The 19,410-nt window shown below is 38.7% G+C and carries 19 protein-coding genes; 16 read left to right on the plus strand and 3 right to left on the minus strand.

What is annotated here, in order from left to right; translation table 11 throughout:
* Positions 1 to 484: 484 nt before the first annotated feature.
* Positions 485 to 1,249: a glutathione S-transferase family protein gene (locus F936_RS11620; protein WP_005047525.1), complete on the minus strand. Its 765-nt coding sequence runs from the start codon at positions 1,247 to 1,249 to the stop codon at positions 485 to 487.
* Between the two features lie 343 nt (positions 1,250 to 1,592).
* On the opposite strand from F936_RS11620, the gene F936_RS11630 reads away from it, so the two are divergent.
* From F936_RS11630 to ychF, 8 genes are all read left to right on the plus strand, one after another.
* A complete protein-coding gene (locus F936_RS11630; protein ID WP_016802016.1) occupies positions 1,593 to 2,828 on the plus strand; it encodes an SfnB family sulfur acquisition oxidoreductase in 1,236 nt (411 codons plus the stop codon).
* A gap of 12 nt (positions 2,829 to 2,840) precedes the next feature.
* Positions 2,841 to 4,064, plus strand: coding sequence for an SfnB family sulfur acquisition oxidoreductase (locus F936_RS11635; RefSeq protein ID WP_005047528.1), 1,224 nt, complete (start codon positions 2,841 to 2,843; stop codon positions 4,062 to 4,064).
* Positions 4,064 to 5,476, plus strand: coding sequence for an LLM class flavin-dependent oxidoreductase (locus F936_RS11640; protein WP_005047529.1), 1,413 nt, complete (start codon positions 4,064 to 4,066; stop codon positions 5,474 to 5,476). The genes F936_RS11635 and F936_RS11640 overlap by 1 nt, the downstream gene beginning before the upstream one ends.
* 14 nt (positions 5,477 to 5,490) lie before the next feature.
* Positions 5,491 to 6,321: a MetQ/NlpA family ABC transporter substrate-binding protein gene (locus F936_RS11645; RefSeq protein WP_005047530.1), complete on the plus strand. Its 831-nt coding sequence runs from the start codon at positions 5,491 to 5,493 to the stop codon at positions 6,319 to 6,321.
* A gap of 13 nt (positions 6,322 to 6,334) precedes the next feature.
* A complete protein-coding gene (locus tag F936_RS11650; RefSeq protein WP_005041243.1) occupies positions 6,335 to 7,168 on the plus strand; it encodes a MetQ/NlpA family ABC transporter substrate-binding protein in 834 nt (277 codons plus the stop codon).
* Positions 7,169 to 7,173: 5 nt separating this feature from the next.
* A complete protein-coding gene (locus F936_RS11655) occupies positions 7,174 to 8,250 on the plus strand; it encodes a methionine ABC transporter ATP-binding protein (RefSeq protein ID WP_080595354.1) in 1,077 nt (358 codons plus the stop codon).
* Positions 8,231 to 8,890, plus strand: coding sequence for a methionine ABC transporter permease (locus tag F936_RS11660; RefSeq protein ID WP_003651328.1), 660 nt, complete (start codon positions 8,231 to 8,233; stop codon positions 8,888 to 8,890). Before F936_RS11655 ends, F936_RS11660 begins: the two co-directional genes overlap by 20 nt.
* A gap of 93 nt (positions 8,891 to 8,983) precedes the next feature.
* Positions 8,984 to 10,075 (plus strand): redox-regulated ATPase YchF, encoded by a 1,092-nt coding sequence (ychF, locus tag F936_RS11665; protein ID WP_005047532.1) that lies wholly within the window; start codon positions 8,984 to 8,986, stop codon positions 10,073 to 10,075.
* 50 nt (positions 10,076 to 10,125) lie between these two features.
* On the opposite strand, the gene F936_RS11670 is transcribed toward ychF, so the two are convergent.
* Complete coding sequence (locus tag F936_RS11670) at positions 10,126 to 10,653, minus strand: Mpo1 family 2-hydroxy fatty acid dioxygenase (RefSeq protein ID WP_005047533.1); 528 nt, start codon at positions 10,651 to 10,653, stop codon at positions 10,126 to 10,128.
* A gap of 92 nt (positions 10,654 to 10,745) precedes the next feature.
* Here F936_RS11670 and F936_RS11675 point away from each other — a divergent pair, with 92 nt between their 5' ends.
* Together F936_RS11675 and F936_RS11680 are read left to right on the plus strand one after the other, a co-directional pair.
* Positions 10,746 to 11,453, plus strand: a complete 708-nt coding sequence (locus F936_RS11675) for a Crp/Fnr family transcriptional regulator (protein WP_005047534.1) — start codon at positions 10,746 to 10,748, stop codon at positions 11,451 to 11,453.
* Between the two features lie 172 nt (positions 11,454 to 11,625).
* Positions 11,626 to 11,922: a hypothetical protein gene (locus F936_RS11680; protein ID WP_003651320.1), complete on the plus strand. Its 297-nt coding sequence runs from the start codon at positions 11,626 to 11,628 to the stop codon at positions 11,920 to 11,922.
* A gap of 72 nt (positions 11,923 to 11,994) precedes the next feature.
* Here the strand turns inward: F936_RS11680 and F936_RS11685 are convergent, their stop codons facing one another.
* Positions 11,995 to 12,465 (minus strand): hypothetical protein, encoded by a 471-nt coding sequence (locus F936_RS11685; protein WP_003651318.1) that lies wholly within the window; start codon positions 12,463 to 12,465, stop codon positions 11,995 to 11,997.
* Between the two features lie 121 nt (positions 12,466 to 12,586).
* Here F936_RS11685 and F936_RS11690 point away from each other — a divergent pair, with 121 nt between their 5' ends.
* The 6 genes from F936_RS11690 to dapC all read left to right on the plus strand — a co-directional run bounded on the left by F936_RS11690 (position 12,587) and on the right by dapC (position 19,383).
* Positions 12,587 to 13,309 (plus strand): AzlC family ABC transporter permease, encoded by a 723-nt coding sequence (locus F936_RS11690; protein ID WP_016802018.1) that lies wholly within the window; start codon positions 12,587 to 12,589, stop codon positions 13,307 to 13,309.
* A gap of 1 nt (position 13,310) precedes the next feature.
* Positions 13,311 to 13,652: an L-valine transporter subunit YgaH gene (gene ygaH / locus F936_RS11695; RefSeq protein ID WP_003651314.1), complete on the plus strand. Its 342-nt coding sequence runs from the start codon at positions 13,311 to 13,313 to the stop codon at positions 13,650 to 13,652.
* 134 nt (positions 13,653 to 13,786) lie between these two features.
* Positions 13,787 to 14,176, plus strand: a complete 390-nt coding sequence (locus F936_RS11700) for a tautomerase family protein (protein WP_003651313.1) — start codon at positions 13,787 to 13,789, stop codon at positions 14,174 to 14,176.
* A gap of 103 nt (positions 14,177 to 14,279) precedes the next feature.
* Complete coding sequence (gene purT, locus F936_RS11705) at positions 14,280 to 15,497, plus strand: formate-dependent phosphoribosylglycinamide formyltransferase (protein ID WP_080631699.1); 1,218 nt, start codon at positions 14,280 to 14,282, stop codon at positions 15,495 to 15,497.
* 27 nt (positions 15,498 to 15,524) lie between these two features.
* The gene (gene glnD, locus F936_RS11710) at positions 15,525 to 18,188 is read left to right on the plus strand and encodes a [protein-PII] uridylyltransferase (protein WP_005047539.1); all 2,664 of its coding nucleotides are present in this window, start codon (positions 15,525 to 15,527) and stop codon (positions 18,186 to 18,188) included.
* Between the two features lie 25 nt (positions 18,189 to 18,213).
* Positions 18,214 to 19,383, plus strand: coding sequence for a succinyldiaminopimelate transaminase (dapC, locus tag F936_RS11715; RefSeq protein WP_026055603.1), 1,170 nt, complete (start codon positions 18,214 to 18,216; stop codon positions 19,381 to 19,383).
* The last annotated feature ends 27 nt before the right edge of the window (positions 19,384 to 19,410 follow it).

The raw sequence follows: 19,410 nt of genomic DNA on the forward strand, positions 1-19,410 counted from the left end.
GAGCAATAGAGTGATTTATTATTAAATTGCAATTATCGCGCCAACTTTTCCAAGTAGGACACATCCATTTGCTTCACTTATTTTATTCAATCTGTTTTGCAGAGTTAATACCTTTAAAACTGCTAACATGTTTCTACTTTAATCTATATTTTAATCTTCTGTCTATTATTAAGCTCACCTAATTACACTTAAATGTGGCAATTATTGATTACATTGTAAACACATGCACAATAAAGTGGCTTAACTTCAGCTAAAAACTGTTTTTAGAAAAATTTTATTTTCAGAAAAATTATAAAAATTAAAATTATTAGAGATTTAGATAAAAACTAAATACTCATTCTAAAAGAATGTCTAAGGATCAAAATAATATATGCAAATGGTTTAATAAAAATCATTTAGAAAATTGATAGTAATATTTAGATAAATGAGTGACCTTAGAAATATTACAAAAATGCCCTGAGAAAATCAGGGCATTTTATAAAGTTTAAATTCCTCGCCAATCTACGCGCGCGTTTCTTTCGGTTTGATATATTCTTAAAACATATTGGCCTAGAGGCAAATCAAGTAAATATTTTTGATAGTTGCTCCATTCGGCTGAAACTTCTTCTGCTTCTTCACGCTCCCACGGCGTACCTTTTACCTCTAATAGTGGTGCAAGCATCGAACAGACAGAAATATCGGCAAGACTTAATCGGTCGCCCACCATATAGCGCGCTTGATTTTCTATTAAATAGTGGTTTAGTTCATTTATGAGTTCGTCCATGTGCTTTTTGGACTGGCTCACTAACTCTTCTTCAAGCTTATAGTTCTTCTTTACGAGTGTTTTGAGAAAAGGTTTTGATATTTTTTCAAACTGACGTAAATAGCCTTGTTCACCCATCATAATTTCTAGAGCATGGTCCCCTTGGGCTAAATTATGTGCTAATGCCCAACGGCGCACATGTATCCCAAGATCATCAGCCAAACTATCAATTTTCAGTGTTTGTTGCCTAAGTTGCTCGTCACGACGTAAAAGCACATGTTCTGGGTAGGTATCATCCAGATAAAGTGCAATTTTGGTTGATTCAGCAATCCATTGATGATCATCTTTCAAAATTGGCAGCAAATTTTGCCCTGTTTTGAGTTGTGCGAAAGCACGATGAAACCCTGGAATCAAGTTATGAGCCACATAATCAAGTTCTTTATGGTCTAACAACCAGCGAGCTTTTTCACAATAATGGGACAAAGGAAACTGATACAAAACCCGCATAAAATCTCCACGTTTATTTTTATTTGACTATTTGTACAAAAATGGTCGATGGTAAGTAGATACTTTAGAAGCTATTTTTAGTGAAAACAATGGATATTGTGCTCATTTTTGCTGACAGTTAAGTCTATTTTTTTATATCTTTTTTTACCGTACTTATTGCTCTTTTTCATATTAAAACTAATTTTATGATTAATTTTTTGCATACAAACAACAACCAATTGATTTGTAATAACTTTTAATATCTTTATTTTTCCATTAAAAATCAAAAAAAATGCTTTGCACTTTATTTCATAAGCTGAGCATAAGTCCTCGTTTAGTGGAAAAATATTTCTTTTGTAAGGTAATGACAGCAATACAAGGTGTCATTATGTCTAATTCTCTATCTAAAACGACGGCATACGTCCACGTCATTCAAAATGATCAACAAGCCATTAATGCCGCTTATCAAGTGGCAGATTATGCTTTAGAGGGTCGTAATACACGTGATCAACAACGCTTATTACCTCATGAGCAAATCGAAAGCTTTAGCCAAAAAGGCTTAGGCGGAATTCGCATTGCAAAAAAATATGGCGGAGCTTTTGTGTCCAATAAAACCTTGGCACAAGTTTTCCGTATTTTAAGTAAAGGTGATGCGAATGTTGGTCAGATTCCACAAAATCAGATTAGCCTTTTAAACCTGATCGAAATCTTGGGTACAGAACAACAAAAACAATTTATCTTTTCAGAAATATTAGCAGGAAAACGTCTTGCCAACGGTGGCCCAGAACGTAATACACATGACTCAAAAACACTAAGAACCACGCTCACCATTGAAAATGGCAAATATATTTTAAACGGTGAGAAATTTTATTCGACAGGAACAAGTTTTGCGCACTGGCTTGCAATTAAGGCCGTTCATCCTGAAGGCCATGTCGTTTTAGTGATTGTTAACCGAGATACTCAAGGCATTGAAGTCATTAATGACTGGAATGCCTTTGGCCAACGTACAACTGCGAGCGGTACAGTTAAATTAAATGATGTTGAAGTTAATCCTGAACTTATTTTTGATGAACGCTTATTAACACAAGCCCCAACCTATCGCGGTGCTTATTCGCAGTTATTACAAGTTGCAATTGATGTTGGAATTGCAGAAGCCGCTTTTGAAGATACCTTATCGACCATTCATAAAGCACGTCCAATTATCGATGCAAATGTTGAAAAAGCCAGCTTTGAACATTACACCCTGCAAGAGGTTGGTAAGTTAAATATTGTGCTCGACGCTGCAATTTTATTGCTTGATGAAGCGGCTGAATATTTAGATGAACTTGACCAACTTGAAAATGTGACTGATGAACAAGTAGCGAAAGCTTCAATTTTGGTTGCTGAAGCGAAAGTCTATGCCAATGATGCCGCTCTACAAATCTCTGAAAAACTGCTGGAACTTGGTGGAAGTCGCTCAAGTTTAAGCCAGCACAATTTAGATCAACATTGGCGAAATGCCCGTGTACATACGTTACACGACCCTGTTCGTTGGAAATTACATGCCATTGGCAATTATTACCTGAATGGTCATTTCCCTGCCCGCCATGCCTGGATTTAAGGAGAAATTGTCATGACTTCATATCAATCGGTTCAAACTAAACAAACATCGGCATCAAACCAAGCACACATTATTCGAAATGATGCTGAAGCTTTGGAAATTGCTAAACAATTTGCTGAGCAATTTAAAAAAACCGCAGTAGAACGCGATACCAAGCGAATTTTACCGTATACCGAAATTGATGCCTTAAGCCAGTCTGGGCTATGGGCAATTACAGTACCAAAGCAATATGGTGGTGCCGAAGTTTCAAGCCATACGGTAGCTAAAGTAATTGCACTTTTAAGTGGTGCAGATGGTTCAATCGGACAAATTCCACAAAACCATTTCTATGCCCTAGAAGTCTTACGCAATATGGGAACAGAAGCTCAAAAACAACGCTTATATGGCGAAGTCTTAAATGGCACGCGCTTTGGTAATGCACTTGCTGAATTTAAAACAAAAACTTCGACTCACAAACAAACCAATATTCGTCCTCATGAAAATGGATACTTGATTCAGGGTGAAAAATTTTACTGCACAGGAAGTTTATTTGCTCACCGTATTCCAACCTTAGTTTTAGACGATGCAGGCCGAGAATATCTAGCCTTTGTAAAAAGTGGTTCACAAGGATTAAAACTTGTGGACGACTGGTCGGGCTTTGGACAGAAAACCACAGGTAGCGGCACAGTTAAGTTTGATCAGGTTTTTGTCGATGCAGATGATGTTATTCCTTTTGATACTGCATTTTTACAACCAACTTTAGTGGGCCCTTTTGCCCAAATTATGCATGCATCGATTGAGGTAGGCATTGCACGTGCAGCCTTTGAAGAAAGCTTGCAAAGAGTACATCAAGCTCGCCCATGGATTGATTCGCAAGTTGCAACGGCAAATCAAGATCCTTTAACAATTTATGAATTAGGACGGATTGCCGTAGATGTACGAGCAAGTGAAGTTCTATTAAAACAAGCTGCTCAATCAATTGATGCCGCAAAAATTGAAACTACATCTGAAAGGATTGCTAAGGCTTCAATTGATGTTGCCAAAGTACGTGCTCATAGTAGCGATATCGCATTAAAAGCGTCGTCGAAGCTGATTGAACTTGCTGGTAGCCGTGGTAGTCAAGCACAAGATGGCTTAGACCGTTTCTGGCGCAATGCACGCGTGCATACGTTGCATGATGCTGCACGTTGGAAATATTACTTTATCGGCAACTATGTTCTGAATGGTGTTCTACCACCTCGTCGGGGGACATTGTAATGACTGATTTTAAAGCGAAAGAAATTTTACTCAATGCTTTTGATATGAACTGTGTTGAGCATATTAATCATGGTCTATGGACACATCCACGTGATGAGTCACACCGTTTTAATGAACTGAGCTATTGGACAGAACAAGCAAAAACCTTAGAAAGTGGCCTATTTGATGGTTTGTTTATTGCCGATATTACAGGTGTATATGACGTCTATCAAAATGGCATTGACCTCACTTTAAAAGAGTCAATTCAGCTTCCAAGCCATGACCCATCTACACTTATTTCAGCAATGGCGGCAGTTACTCAAAACTTGAGTTTTGGGGTCACTGTTAACTTAAGCTATGAACATCCGTATCAGTTCGCTCGTCGCTTTGCGAGCCTTGACCATTTAACTCAAGGTCGTATTGGCTGGAATATCGTTACCGGTTATCTAGATAGTGCGGAACGTCTTATCGGTCAAAAAGGTTTAAAAGATCACGATGCACGTTATGAACAAGCCGAAGAGTTTTTAGAGCTTTGCTATAAATATTGGGAAGGTTCATGGGAAAACGATGCTGTTAAAAAAGATAAAGCAAAGCGTGTTTTTACAGACCCAACTAAAGTTCACACCATCTACCATCACGGAAAATATTACCAGAGTGAAGGTGTTTTTCAGGTGTCTCCTTCTGTGCAACGCACCCCAACATTATTTCAAGCTGGTGCTTCACCAAAAGGTATGCAGTTTGCGACTCGTCATGCTGAATGTGTATTTATTGGTGGTGACAAGCCCGAAAAAATTCGTGAGCAAGTAAAAAAGATTCGTACTCTTGCCGAACAACAAGGGCGTGCAGGTGATGACATTAAAATATTTGTCGGCATAACCGTTGTCGTTGCTGAAACACATGATTTGGCTGTACAAAAACTTAATGAATACCGTCAGTACGCAAGTCCTGAAGCAGGCTTAGCTCATTATGCGAGTTCAACAGGTATTGACCTAAGTAAGTTTGCTGATGATGAAGCAATTCCTTATCAGAAAAGTAATAGCATTGTTTCGATTACCGAAAAATTTAAAGAACAGCAAATCACTAAAAATGATTTAAAAGCTCAACATGTTTTAGGCGGCCGTTATCCACTCATTGTTGGCAGTGGCGAAGAAGTTGCTGAATATTTAATTCATCTTTTAGATGAAACCGATATTGATGGCTTTAATTTAACACGTACTGTTGCACCTGAGTCTCACCACGACTTTATTCGCTTGGTCATTCCTGAGCTGCAACAACGTGGTCGCTATAAAACTGCATATAAAACGGGTTCACTACGGAACAAAATCTTTAATCGGGGTGATCAATTACCGAAACAGCACCCTGTTCAAGCGTTCCGATGTAGTCCCTATAACAACAGCAAAAACTTAACAAAAATTGAAGAAATAACTGCTTAAATTTGGAGATAGACATGGCTCAAACAGCCTCTAAAAAATGGCTAGGCGTAGGCTTAGTCGTTGTAGTCCTTTTTGTTGCTTTATTCTTTTGGAATAAACACCGTCAAAGTGACTCAAATGAACTTGTAATTGGCATTAGTCCACCATTTGCAAAAACTTTACAAGCTGCTGCCGATGAAGCAAAGCTACAGGGTTTAAATGTGAAACTGGTTGAATTTTCTGACTGGAATACACCAAACATTACTTTAAATCATGGGGATATTGATGCGAACTTTTTCCAGCATCAACCTTTCTTAGATAATGCAATTAAAGAAACTGGCTTTAAATTAAAGGCATTTGCAGTGGGTGCAGCATCACATGTGGGACTTTATTCAAAGAAATATAAAAGCCTTGATGAATTGCCACAAAATGCACGTGTAGTCATTCCAAATGATCCAGTGAATCAAGGTCGTGCCCTACTACTCTTACAGCAAGCTAAATTAATTACGCTTAAAGATTCAAACAATCATTTATCTGCACTCAAAAATGTTGTTTCAAACCCTAAAAACTTGCAATTCATCGAAGTTGAAGGACCACAGACTGCTCGTGCAATTGATGATGTTGACTTGGCTTTTGGCTACCCACATTACTTACGCTTAGCAAAAACAGCTGACCCTGAGAGCGCACTTTTACTTGATGACAATACCAATAAACGTTATGCCATCTTGTTTGTAGTGCGTGATGACTATCAGGACAAGGGCGACAAATTGAAGAAATTTGTTGAGATTTATCAGAACTCGCCAAAAGTTAAAGCTGTCTTAGACGCTGAGATTGGGCCAACGCTTTGGTTCCCGGGCTGGAAGTAATAACGGAAAGATTATGGCTATTCAGTTCAAACAATATAAGCCTTGGTTACTCGGAATTACGATTTTAATCGTGATTCTGGGTCTCGTCGGTTATCGCTATATTAAAAATAAGCAAACCGATGATGTTTTAACGATTGGCATTAGCCCACCTTATGCTGAACTATTACAAAGCGTTGCCAATGAAGTTGAAAAGCAAGGTGTTCACGTCAAGCTTGTTGAATTTTCTGACTGGCGAGCACCGAATGTTGCCGTACAAAACGGCGATATTGATGCAAACTTTTTCCAGCAAAGCGTTTTTTTACGCAATGCCGTTAAAGAAACAGGATATGACTTACACGCATTTGCCGTGGGTTCAGGAAGTCACGTAGGTTTATATTCAAAAAAATATAAAACACTTGATGATTTACCTTTAAAGGCACGTGTTGCTATTCCAAATGATCCTGTCAATTTAGCTCGCGCTTTAATTTTATTGCACCGTGCTGGCTTAATTCAGCTAAAAGACAGCAACAATGAACTTTCGACCACCCAAGACATTATTGCTAATCCTAAACAGCTAAATTTTGTTGAGGTTGAAGGCCCTCAAACTGCACATGCATATAACGATGTCGATTTAATTTTCGGCTTTCCTCACTACTTAAAAATGGCAAAGGTAACCGACCCGCATAGCGCATTATTTTTAGATCCAATTGATAAAAAATATGCAATTTTGTTTGTGACCCGTCGTGATTACCAAGATAAAAACCAAAAACTTGCAACCTTTGTTAAAGCATTCCAGAACTCAAAACAAGCACAAGACATTCTGGATAAAGACTTTGGCCAAGGTATGTGGTTTCAAGGCTGGAAATAAGGAGAATTACGATGGTGAGTTTTGGATCACAAGTTGATTTTTCTCTACCCCATATCAAAATTCGCGGTTTAAATAAATTTTACCAATCGCAGGGTCAAAAACTGCATGCCTTAAAAGAAATTAACCTTGATGTTCCCCAAGGTAAAATCTTAGGCATTATTGGGAAAAGTGGTGCAGGCAAATCTTCCTTGCTCCGTACTTTAAATGGCTTGGAACAAGTGAATACTGGCAGTATTCATATTCATCAACAAAACATTGCTGAATTGAGTCATGCCGAACTCATTCAAACCCGCCAGCGTATTGGAATGATTTTCCAACATTTCAATTTGATGTCTGCAAAAACAGTTTGGGAAAATGTGGCATTGCCCTTAAAAGTTTCCAATTACAACAAAGCAGATATCGACCAACGTGTAAATGAGGTTTTAGCACTGGTGGGATTAGCAGATAAGTCTGGCTATTATCCGTCACAACTTTCTGGTGGGCAAAAGCAACGTGTCGGTATTGCACGCGCACTGGTTCACCACCCTGAAATTTTACTGTGCGATGAAGCAACTTCAGCGCTTGATCCAGAAAGTACCGCTACTATTTTGGCTTTACTTAAGAAGATTAATCAGGAGCTTGGCTTAACTATTGTATTAATTACTCACGAAATGCAGGTCATTCGAGAAATTTGCGATCAAGTCGTGGTGATTGACCAAGGTGAGATTGTAGAGGCTGGACAAGTTTGGTCTGTATTTTCACGACCAGAGCAACAAATTACTCAAGAGCTGCTGAATCTTGAACAAATCACGCTACCTTTTAAAATCAGTCCTCTACCCGATGAAGATTCGACTCATATTATTGTAAAACTTAAATATGAGGCTGAAGCACATCAAGTTCCAGATATTCAAGAATTACTTTCTAGGTTTAAAGCACCCGTCAATTTATATCAAAGTCAGGTCGACACTATTCAAGGGCATATTATTGGCTCACTTTTAGTCGGTATCCCTAACGTGGAAATTGATATTTCATCCATCCGACAATACGCATTAACAGCAATTGCACAATTTGAGGTACTTGGCTATGCCCGACCAGCTCATTGATCTATTAATTAGTGGAACTGTAGATACCTTACTGATGGTGGGCGCATCTGCATTGATTGCTTTTTTAATTGGCTTACCGATTGCTGTTGTTCTAGTGAGTACTTCTGAGCATGGCATTCACCCATCACAAAAAATTAATCAGGCTTTGGGCTGGGTAATCAACATTACTCGCTCTGTACCTTTTCTTATTTTAATGGTTGCACTTATTCCGCTGACTCGCTGGATTGTGGGTACAAGTTACGGTGTATGGGCAGCCGTTGTTCCATTAACGATTGCTGCAATTCCCTTCTTTGCCCGTATTGCAGAAGTCAGCTTACGCGAAGTCGATCAGGGCTTAATTGAAGCTGCGCAAGCCATGGGTTGTAACCGTAAACAAATTATTTGGCATGTGCTATTACCAGAGGCTCTACCCGGTATTGTTGCGGGCTTTACCGTGACTATTGTGACTATGATTAACTCCTCTGCCATTGCCGGTGCTATTGGTGCGGGTGGCCTAGGAGACATTGCTTATCGTTATGGCTATCAACGTTTTGATATGCAAATTATGGTCGCTGTAATTTTAGTGTTGATTGTTTTAGTCATGTTAGTACAAGCGACTGGTGATGCATTAGCCCAGCAACTTGATAAACGTAAAGTTTAAACTTAACAGAACCCTGCTCTAGCCATGACTTTGTCATGGCTTTCATGTAAAATCAGCGACAATTTTTAATTTACACATTTGTGAGTGGTTTTCATGGGTTTTAATTGCGGTATTGTTGGTCTGCCAAACGTAGGGAAATCTACCCTTTTCAATGCATTAACGAAAGCAGCAATTGCAGCGGAAAACTTCCCTTTCTGTACCATTGAACCAAACACAGGTATTGTTCCTGTACCAGATCCACGTCTAGACAAACTTGCTGCGATTGTTAAACCGCAACGTATTTTGCCAACTACAATGGAATTTGTAGACATTGCAGGTCTTGTTGCTGGTGCATCAAAAGGTGAAGGCTTAGGTAACCAATTCCTTGCTAACATTCGTGAAACTGATGCAATTGCTCATGTGGTACGTTGTTTCGAAGATGAAAACGTGATTCACGTAAACGGTAAAATTGATCCGTTAGATGACATCGCAACCATCAATACTGAACTTGCACTTGCAGACCTTGAAACTGTTGCTAAAGCAATTTTACGCTTAACTAAAGTTGCTAAAGGCGGTGACAAAGAAGCTGTTGCAACTAAAGCAGTTTTAGAAAAAATCCAACCATTACTAGACGAAGGTAAACCAGCACGCGCAGCTGATTTGTCTGATGACGAACGTAAATTAGTTCGTGGTTTTGGTTTAATGACTTTAAAACCAACGATGTATATTGCAAACGTTGCTGAAGATGGTTTTGAAAATAATCCACATTTAGATGCAGTAAAAAAACTTGCTGCGGAAGAAAATGCAATTGTTGTTCCTCTTTGCAACCAGATCGAAGCTGAAATTTCATTATTAGAAGATGAAGATCGTGCTGAGTTCCTAGAAGCAATGGGCATGGAAGAACCAGGCTTAAATGTGGTTATTCGTGCAGGTTATGCACTTTTAGGTTTACAAACTTATTTCACTGCTGGTGTACAAGAAGTACGTGCATGGACTGTAAAAGTTGGTGCAACTGCTCCTCAAGCAGCTGGTGTGATTCATACTGACTTCGAAAAAGGCTTTATCCGTGCTGAAGTTGTTGCATATGATGACTTCGTACAATTCAACGGTGAAAACGGCGCTAAAGAAGCTGGTAAATGGCGTTTAGAAGGTAAAACCTACATCGTTCAAGATGGCGATGTAATGCATTTCCGTTTTAACGTTTAAGTTTAAAGCTTAAGAAAAAAAGCCCCAACATATTGGGGCTTTTTTTATATTTATAAGGAATGATTCAGATCCATCATCTCTCGTTTACTACGTGCTTCTTTCAAAATTCGCTCATGCAATGGCTTTCTAAAACCCAACATAAATATAAATTCTGCCAATACAAATAACGGCCCTATCGCAAGTCCAATCACGTCATCAACAAAAGCTGGTTTTTTCTTTTCGAAATAATGCCCAACAAACTGAAAGACCCAGCCCACTACAAAGAAGCCAATACTTGCTGCTAACCATTCTCCCCAAGATAATTGAGCAATTTGGCTCGCCAGTGGATAGACAGCAACTAAAAGAATCAGCATGAGTAAACCAAATACTTTATCTAAAATAAAATAATAAATCGTACTAGCTGCAATCAACACCATGGCTAAAGTAAGTTTAAAACTACCAATATCTATCCCAGCTCTTACTGTTAAACATAAAATTGAAAACACGATGAGTGGAATACCAATAAAATGCGTCAAAATATTTTTATGATTTAAGTGGTAAGCCGCATATTTGCTAAGCTGTTGCTCCAGATTTGACATGAGTTATTCCCTATTAATCAACATATAGTCATACTGTACAAATAAGGAAAACTTAAAGTTGTCAGCTATTTGACAAATTAATGATTTTTTTCATGGATGGCCCAATATTGGACATTATTTATATTAACCGACTAAAAGAAAACACATGGTTTAGTGTGCTTCCAGAAGCATTCCAAAACTTTATTCTAGAACATGGTAAGCAAAGAACCTTTGAAAAAAATAGTTATGTTTTCCGTGCCCAAGATGTGTTTGATGGCATTTATACCGTGCTTGAAGGCTCAATTAGCTTAGGTTATGTCGATGTAAATGGTAATGAAGCTCTTTCTGCTATTGCTGAGCCAATCATGTGGTTTGGTGAAATATCCCTCATTGACCATGAACCGCGCTCGCACGATGCGATTGCTTTGAAAAAAAGTACGGTTCTGCATATTCCTGCAAGACCCTTAAATGAGCTACTCAAAGAAAACCCCTATTACTGGTACTATTTTGCTCGTTTAACTAGTCAAAAACTCAGGTATGTCTTCTTAGAGCAGATTGCGATACAAACACGCAGTATTTCTCAAAGGCTTGCTCAGCGTCTTCTATTTATTTTAGAGGGTTATGGTAATCATATTCTTATTCAAGATCATCACATTCATATTTCTCAAGAACAATTGGCAAATATGCTAACTACATCCAGACAGACCATCAATCATGAATTAAGCCTGCTCGAAAAACAAAAGATCATCAAAATTGCTTTTAAAAAAATTGAGATTTTAGATATTGAAAAATTGAAAGTAGTTGCTCAAGCCCATTCGTAATTCTTGCTAAGGCAGCTATATAACAAAAACTTAAAATTAAATTAAAAAATTAGATAACGCAGCAAAACAAAACATTGTTCAAACTCTATTTCCACAAAATAAATGTGTTAAAGCAGATATTTTCATTTTACACTCAGGCTGAGCAACAATACTCAACAAGGCGCTGATTAACATGAAAAAATTATCAACAATTCTTACAGCAGGCGTACTGGCTATGTTAAGTGTTTCGGCATTTGCATGTCCAAAAGGAACTCAATTACAAGGCGGTACAGGACCAAATCATAAAGGCGGAAAATGTGTTGCTGCACACGGCAAAGCAACTGCTAAAAAAGAAGTAGCAAAAGCAAAACAAGATGTTAAAAAAGATATGACTGAACAAAAGCATGAAGCTATGACGAAATCTATGCATGCTCAGCATGATGCAAATCAAATGAAACATGACGCAATGAAACCAGCAACAAAACCTTAATTAACATTCACTCATTATCGTTTAAAAGCAAAAAAGCGAGATTGATCATCTCGCTTTTTATATTTGTCTGCTTTATTTTGGAGAAGTATTTCCAAGACTTGGCTTCTCAATTGCATCCTTACATTGAGCTTTATCTCGTTCATAATCTGCCTGCTTCTTAGCAACTGAATCATTATTTTCAAGCGTTTCGCGTGCCCACACATCTAGACTAGTGAGAGCTTTACGACAAAGCGCGTATTTCCCTTCTGTCACTGAGTCAGTCATTTTCACATTAATACGCCAGTCTGTGCTCAATTGACGTAAAGGTTTACGAACTTTGTCATCGATTTGACTCAGTTGCTTTTCATAAACCAAATGCTCAACCGTATTAATTAATGTCCATGCTTTTTGAGCATAAACAGTTGCATCATTGGTTAGTTTCGGTGCTGGTTTAATTTCTACTTTTTTTTCTGCACCCTGATTACCATTGTCACAGCCCTGCAATGTAAAAATACCTGCACCCAACATGGCGATATAAACTAAACGAATCTTTGCGTTGAACATATCAAACTGCCGATTAAACATTTCGGCACTATGCTATTAAATTCGGCTACAATACTCAATCTTTCAAGTATTTTTATCATTTGGTTTATTGCCAAGGTGCATTGTGTCCAAACAACAATTGATGGCTGATCAAACGGCAACTTTTTGGCAAGGTGCCAAAGATAGTCAAGCTATCGTACTCACCTATTTACCCGTTTCCTTTGCCTTCGGTGTTTCTGCATCTCAGTTTGGTTTTACACCATGGGAAGCTTTTTTCCTATCTTGTTCAATGTATGCAGGAGCCAGCCAGTTCTTGGTTGTTGCACTTTTGGCCAGCGGTTCATCCATCTGGTTAACGGCATTAACCGTCATTGCACTTGATATTCGTCATGTGCTTTATGGACCAGCCCTATATAACCTTATTCCGAACAAGTTAAATCTTAAAAAAACGGCGGTTTGGGCATGGGGCTTAACCGATGAAGTTTTTGCAAGTGGCATGATCCAACTTTCACAACGTCGTCAGCAATGGTCTGAGTCTTGGATGTTAGGACTTAGCTTATTTAGTTGGATGGCTTGGGCAACTGGCTCATTGTTAGGGGGATTATTTGCAGATCAGGTCACTCATCTTCCAAAATTTTTACAAGCAACATTAGACTTTTTACTTCCAGCTTTATTTTTGAGTTTCTTGTTAGCGGCTTTTGAGCGAAAACATAGCCTTGTAGTCGCTGTATCTTTAGTCGTTTCAGCTTTAGCCTGCTATTGGATTAACTTATCTGCTGCCATTTTTATTGGCATTCTTTCAGGCATTTTAGCAGGCCTGTTTAAACATTATGTTTTAAGACAACAAGAAGAGGTCGAAGTTTAAAATGAACCTAGAGATTATTCTGGTCGGCATAATTGTGGGTATTGCTAATTTCGCCTCACGTTTTGGACCATTCTTTGTTATACAAAAGCTACAAGGTACACAGCAAAGACGCGGTTCAGTCTGGTTAAAAATTGCTTTGGGAAGCATTGGTATATCTGCAATTAGCGCCATGCTTGTGGTTGCGACCCTTCCACCACTTCTTGAAAATCCAGATAAGAGTTTCGCCATGCTTATCGGCTTTTTGGTTTTAGCAGGCCTTTATTTTAAATTTAAGAAAATTGTTCCAGCAACTTTAACTGCCGCAATTGTTTATGGCCTGATCTATACTTATTTACCTTTATAAATAGATAAACTCATCTTCCTTATATAAACTAAAACCTAGCCAGAGGTGTTTAAGATTGAAACTTCTGGCGTAAAAATCTAATTTTTGAATTGATTAAAAAGATAATCTTACCTACTAACTTAATAGAGATAAAAATGTCACAAGTTAAAATTTACGCAAATGAACAAACGATTATGCAGTATCGAGAATTACTTTCTCATGCCATACATCAAGCACTCATTGAAGAATTGAAATATCCGGTTGAGAAAAGATTTCAACGTTTTATTAGCCTTAAACCGGGAAACTTTATTTATCCTTCTGATCGTAGCCAACACTACATCATCATTGAGCTTTCAATGTTTATAGGTCGTAGTACAGAAACGAAAAAGAGACTTATCCAAACGTTATTTCGCAATATTGAAGAGCGATGCAAAATAGCGCCTCAAGATATCGAAATTACGATTTTTGAAACACCTCAAGAAAATTGGGGTATTCGCGGTAAAAATGCAGATGAGCTACGTTTAAACTATCAAGTTAATGTCTAAATAAAGTACATTCTTAATTGTCCGACAAAATTTATTTTTTATGCGTTATAAGGCTTAACTCCACCATAAGTTCTGCTATGCTTAAAAAAATAATTTTGTCAGGATGATTCGCATGAGCGTGACACTCGGTACCCCACTTCAATCTTCTGCATTTAAAGTTTTATTGTTAGGTTCAGGAGAACTTGGCAAAGAAGTTGTAATTTCCTTACAACGCCTTGGTGTAGAAGTACATGCAGCCGACCGTTATGATCATGCGCCAGCCATGCAAGTTGCACATTTTTCTTATGTGTTAAATATGGCTGATCCTACTCAATTAAAACAGCTCATCGAAAAAATTAAACCGAATTTAATTGTTCCAGAAATTGAGGCCATCGCTACAGAAGTTCTTGTTGAAATTGAAACGAGCCAAACTGCAATCGTTATTCCTTCTGCTAAAGCTGTAAACCTGACAATGAACCGTGAAGGTATTCGTCGTCTTGCTGCTGAAGAACTTGGTTTACCTACCTCTGCTTACCGCTTTGCCGACTCACTAGAAAGCTTCCGCGCCGCTTCTGATGATATTGGTTATCCAAATTTTGTAAAACCAGTGATGTCATCTTCAGGTAAAGGCCAATCTCGTGTAAAAAGCTTCGATGAAGTCGATGCTGCTTGGGAATATGCGATGCAAGGTGGTCGTGTTAACCAAGGTACGGTCATCATTGAATCTCAAATTGATTTTGATTTTGAAATTACATTACTTACCGTTCGCGCTAAAAACCCTGAAACTGGTGAAATCGAAACTCACTTCTGCGACCCAATTGGTCACCGCCAAGATGCAGGTGATTATGTAGAAAGCTGGCAGCCTCAACCAATGACACCTGCTGCACTTGAAGAAGCAAAACGTATTGCAAATAAAGTGACAACAGCACTGGGTGGCTGTGGTATTTTCGGTGTAGAACTGTTTATTAAAGGCGATAAAGTCTGGTTCAGTGAAGTATCACCTCGCCCACATGATACAGGTCTAGTGACTCTAGCATCGCAATTTCAAAGCGAATTTGAACTGCATGCTCGTGCAATTTTAGGATTACCAGTGAACACAGCTCGCCATAGTGTTGCTGCGAGTGCAGTTATTTATGCAGGAGTCGATGCCAACAACTTAAGCTACAGTGGCTTAAATACGGCGTTAGCCAATCCAAATACTGACCTACGCCTGTTTGGTAAACCAGAAGGTTTCAAACGACGTCGTATGGGTGTGGCAACTGCTCGTGCAGAAAATACTGATCTTGCTCGTACTTTAGCGAAAGAAACCGCTGATCAAGTAAGCGTAAAAACCAACTCTTAATATTTACTTATTGGTAGACCCATTTTCATGATCAATACATCGCCATTGCTGAACTATGTTACAAGCCATCATGATATTAAAGCCATTAATCAATGGCGAACGGATGTAGAAAAGCAATTGCAGGATTCATATGAAAATGGGCAATCTATTCGGGAAGTCATTAAAGCGCGCTCAGACCTCGTTGACGAAGCACTGATCTTTTTATGGAAACATGCCGAACTCGACCAGACAGCACTAGGTCTTTTTGCTGTAGGCGGTTATGGGCGCCGTGAAATGTTGCCCTATTCTGACGTTGATATCATGATTTTGTCAGAACATGAAATTAACGAAGAAAACGAAAAGCGTATTTCTACATTTATTTCCTCTTTATGGGATGTTGGTAATTTTAAACCTGGAATTAGCGTTCGTACCATCCAAAGCTGTGTTGAACAAGCTGCGACAGATCTAACCGTTGCAACGACTTTAATTGAAGCTCGTTTAATTACTGGTAATAGTCAACTTGCAAAATGGCCGCGTCGTATTGTTTCGCAAACGTGGACAGACAAAACATTTTTTGATGCAAAAATGGCTGAACAAGCTAAGCGTTACCACCAACACAACAATACTGAAAGCAATTTAGAACCAGATATTAAAAATGCACCGGGTGGCATTCGTGACATTAACCAGATTGGCTGGATTGCCAAGCGTCATTTCCGCGTAAACCGCATTTATGACTTAGTACATTTAGGTTTTATTTCAGAGTTTGAATTAACAGTTTTAGAAGAAGCTGAAAGTTTTCTTTGGGAAATTCGCCACCATTTACATCGTTTAGCGAAACGTGATGAAAACCGTCTTCTGTTCGATCATCAAAGAGAAATTGCGGCTCAATTTGGTTATGTCCGTCAAGAAGGCCAACCTGTAAATTATGGTGTTGAGCAGTTCATGAAACGCTACTACCGTACCGCACAACAGGTTTCTACCCTCAATGAAATGTTGTTGGCCTATTTTAGCGAATCGGTCATTACTCCGCGCTTACCAAATTACGAACGTAAAATTGAAGAAGTTAATAATCATTTTAAAATCGTTGATAACAAACTTGCCGTACAGCACCACAAAATATTCGCAGAACACCCAAGTGCTATTTTAGAATTATTCTATATTTTGGCTAATCGACCAGATATTGAAGGGATCCGCGCTCGCACTCTACGCTTACTTATTCTTGCTGCAAAACGCATTAATCAAAATTATCGAGATAATCCCGAGCATCAAGCGCTATTTATGTCGATTATTCGCTCACCCTATCGTCTATACGATACTTTGGTAGCGATGAAGCGGTATGGTGTTTTAGGAAACTATATTCCAGCATTTGGCCAAATTATGGGTCTTATGCAATATGACCTATTCCATATCTATACGGTCGATGCTCACACATTATTATTGCTGCGCAACTTAAACCGTTTTAAAGAACCCGAGTTTGCTAAAGAGTTTCCAGTTGTAAGCTCTGTTTTCCAACGTCTCGCACGTCAAGATATTGTATTTATCGCTGCATTATTTCATGACATCGCGAAAGGCCGCGGTGGGGACCATAGTGAACTCGGTGCAGAAGATGCCATCGAATTTGGACGTGCGCACGGCTTTACAGAGCGTGAATGCAAATTAATTGCATGGCTCATCCACAACCATTTGCTCATGTCACTGACTGCTCAGAAAAAGGATATTTCCGATCCGGATGTTGTTAAAGATTTTGCTGAAAAACTTGGCGATATGGAACATCTTGATTATCTATATACTTTAACGGTTGCCGATATTAATGCAACAAATCCAAAACTATGGAACACATGGCGTGCTTCACTTATGCGTCAACTTTATACGCATGCCCGTGATGTAATTCGTACAGGTTTAAGTCGTCCTGTTGACTATCAAATGCTGATTGAAGACACCAAATTTGCAGCGAGTGAATTACTGGTAAATAACTTCTCATTGGCAGACGTCGAAAAAGTATGGCAAGAGCTGGGTGATGAATACTTCATTAAAGAATCGGCAGATGAAATTGCATGGCACACTCAAGCAATTTTGAAACACGGTGATAATCCAGAGCCATTAGTACTGTTGCGTGCACACCGTAAAGCTGCCCAAGATGCAGTGCAAATCTTTATATATACACGTGACCAACCCAACCTTTTTGCCACCACTGTTGCAGTTTTGGACAAAATGAATTTAGACGTTCAAGATGCAAAAATTATCACGGCAAGTACGGCATTTAGCTTGGACACCTATGTTGTGCTCGATCGTTTTGGTACATTGCTGACCGACCCTGAACGCGAAGAAACAGTTAAAACTGCATTAGTAAAAGCGCTTAGTCAGCCAGACCAATATCCAGGACTCATGCAACGCCGAATTCCACGTCAACTACGTCATTTTGATATTGAAAATACAGTCGACGTTACATTGAATGAAGCTTTACAGCAAAACATGGTCGAAATTTCAACACTTGATCACCCTGGCCTACTTGCACGCGTAGGTGGCTTATTTATGATGCAAGGTTTAGACATCCATTCAGCTAGAATTGCAACTTTAGGTGAACGTGCAGAAGATATTTTCTTTGTCACAAAAAAAGATGGAAAACCATTAAATAACGAAGAGGTCAAACTCTTCTCGGAAAAGCTTAAAGCTGCATTAGATGAAGCATCTAATCAAATTTGTCAGCACTGAAACTCAACTAATTGGTAACTGTTTAATGAACTCTAGCTTGTCGTTATTGCACCCGTATCCATTTGAAAAGTTAAATCAGCTTTTTAAGGATATCACTCCTGCTAATCTTCCATTGATTCCACTATCAATTGGTGAACCTAAGCACCCAGCACCAGAGTTTGTTAAACAGGCAATTATTGATAACTTTAATCATCTATCAACTTATCCGAATAGCAAGGGTTTGCCAGAGCTTCGCCAAAGTATTGCAGAGTGGCTAACCAAACGCTTCAAACTCAATAGCATTAGTGCAGAAAATCATATTTTACCCGTATCAGGTACTCGTGAAGGGATTTTCTCATTTGTTCAGGCGCTCATTAACCGTGAAGACGCGCCGTATGTAGTAATGCCGAATCCGTTTTATCAAATTTATGAAGGTGCAGCTCTACTGGCTGGTGCAAAACCTTATTTCATAAATTGCACCGAAGAAAATGGCTATTTAGGTGATTTTGATGCTGTACCAGCAGAAGTATGGGAAAAAACCGCCCTTCTTTTTGTATGTACACCAGGTAACCCAACAGGCACAGTACTTTCTAAAGAGCAATTCAAAAAGTTAATTGCCTTGTCTGATCAATATAATTTTGTTATTGCTTCTGACGAATGCTATTCAGAGCTTTGGTTCGATCAAGCACCTACAGGTTTACTAGAAGTTTGCGCAGAACTTGGTCGTGATGACTATAAAAACTGTGTCGTATTCCACTCACTTTCTAAACGCTCAAACTTACCGGGTTTACGCTCAGGTTTTGTTGCTGGTGATGCAGAATTATTAAAACCATATTTGCAGTATCGTACTTATCATGGTGCAGCAATGCCTGTTCAACATCAGCTTGCATCAATTGCAGCATGGAATGATGAGAACCATGTTGAAGAAAACCGTAAGCAATATCGTGCAAAATTTGATTTATTCCAAACCGAACTAGGTCACTTATTACCTCTGCAAAAGCCAGATGCTGGTTTTTATTATTGGTTAAAAGTTGATAATGATGAAACTTTTGCCAAGATGCTAATGGAAAAAGCACATATTAAGGTTTTACCTGGTCGTTATTTATCTCGTGACACAGATCAAGGTAACCCTGGGGAAAATCATGTGCGTATGGCTTTAGTTGCCGATTTAGCGCAATGCGAAGAAGTGGTTAAGCGTTTAAAAGCAATTCTCTAAGCATAAGTACATTGTACAGCCTTTAGT

Origin of the sequence: Acinetobacter calcoaceticus DSM 30006 = CIP 81.8 (genome assembly GCF_000368965.1) — a bacterium.
GTDB classification, from domain to species: domain Bacteria; phylum Pseudomonadota; class Gammaproteobacteria; order Pseudomonadales; family Moraxellaceae; genus Acinetobacter; species Acinetobacter calcoaceticus.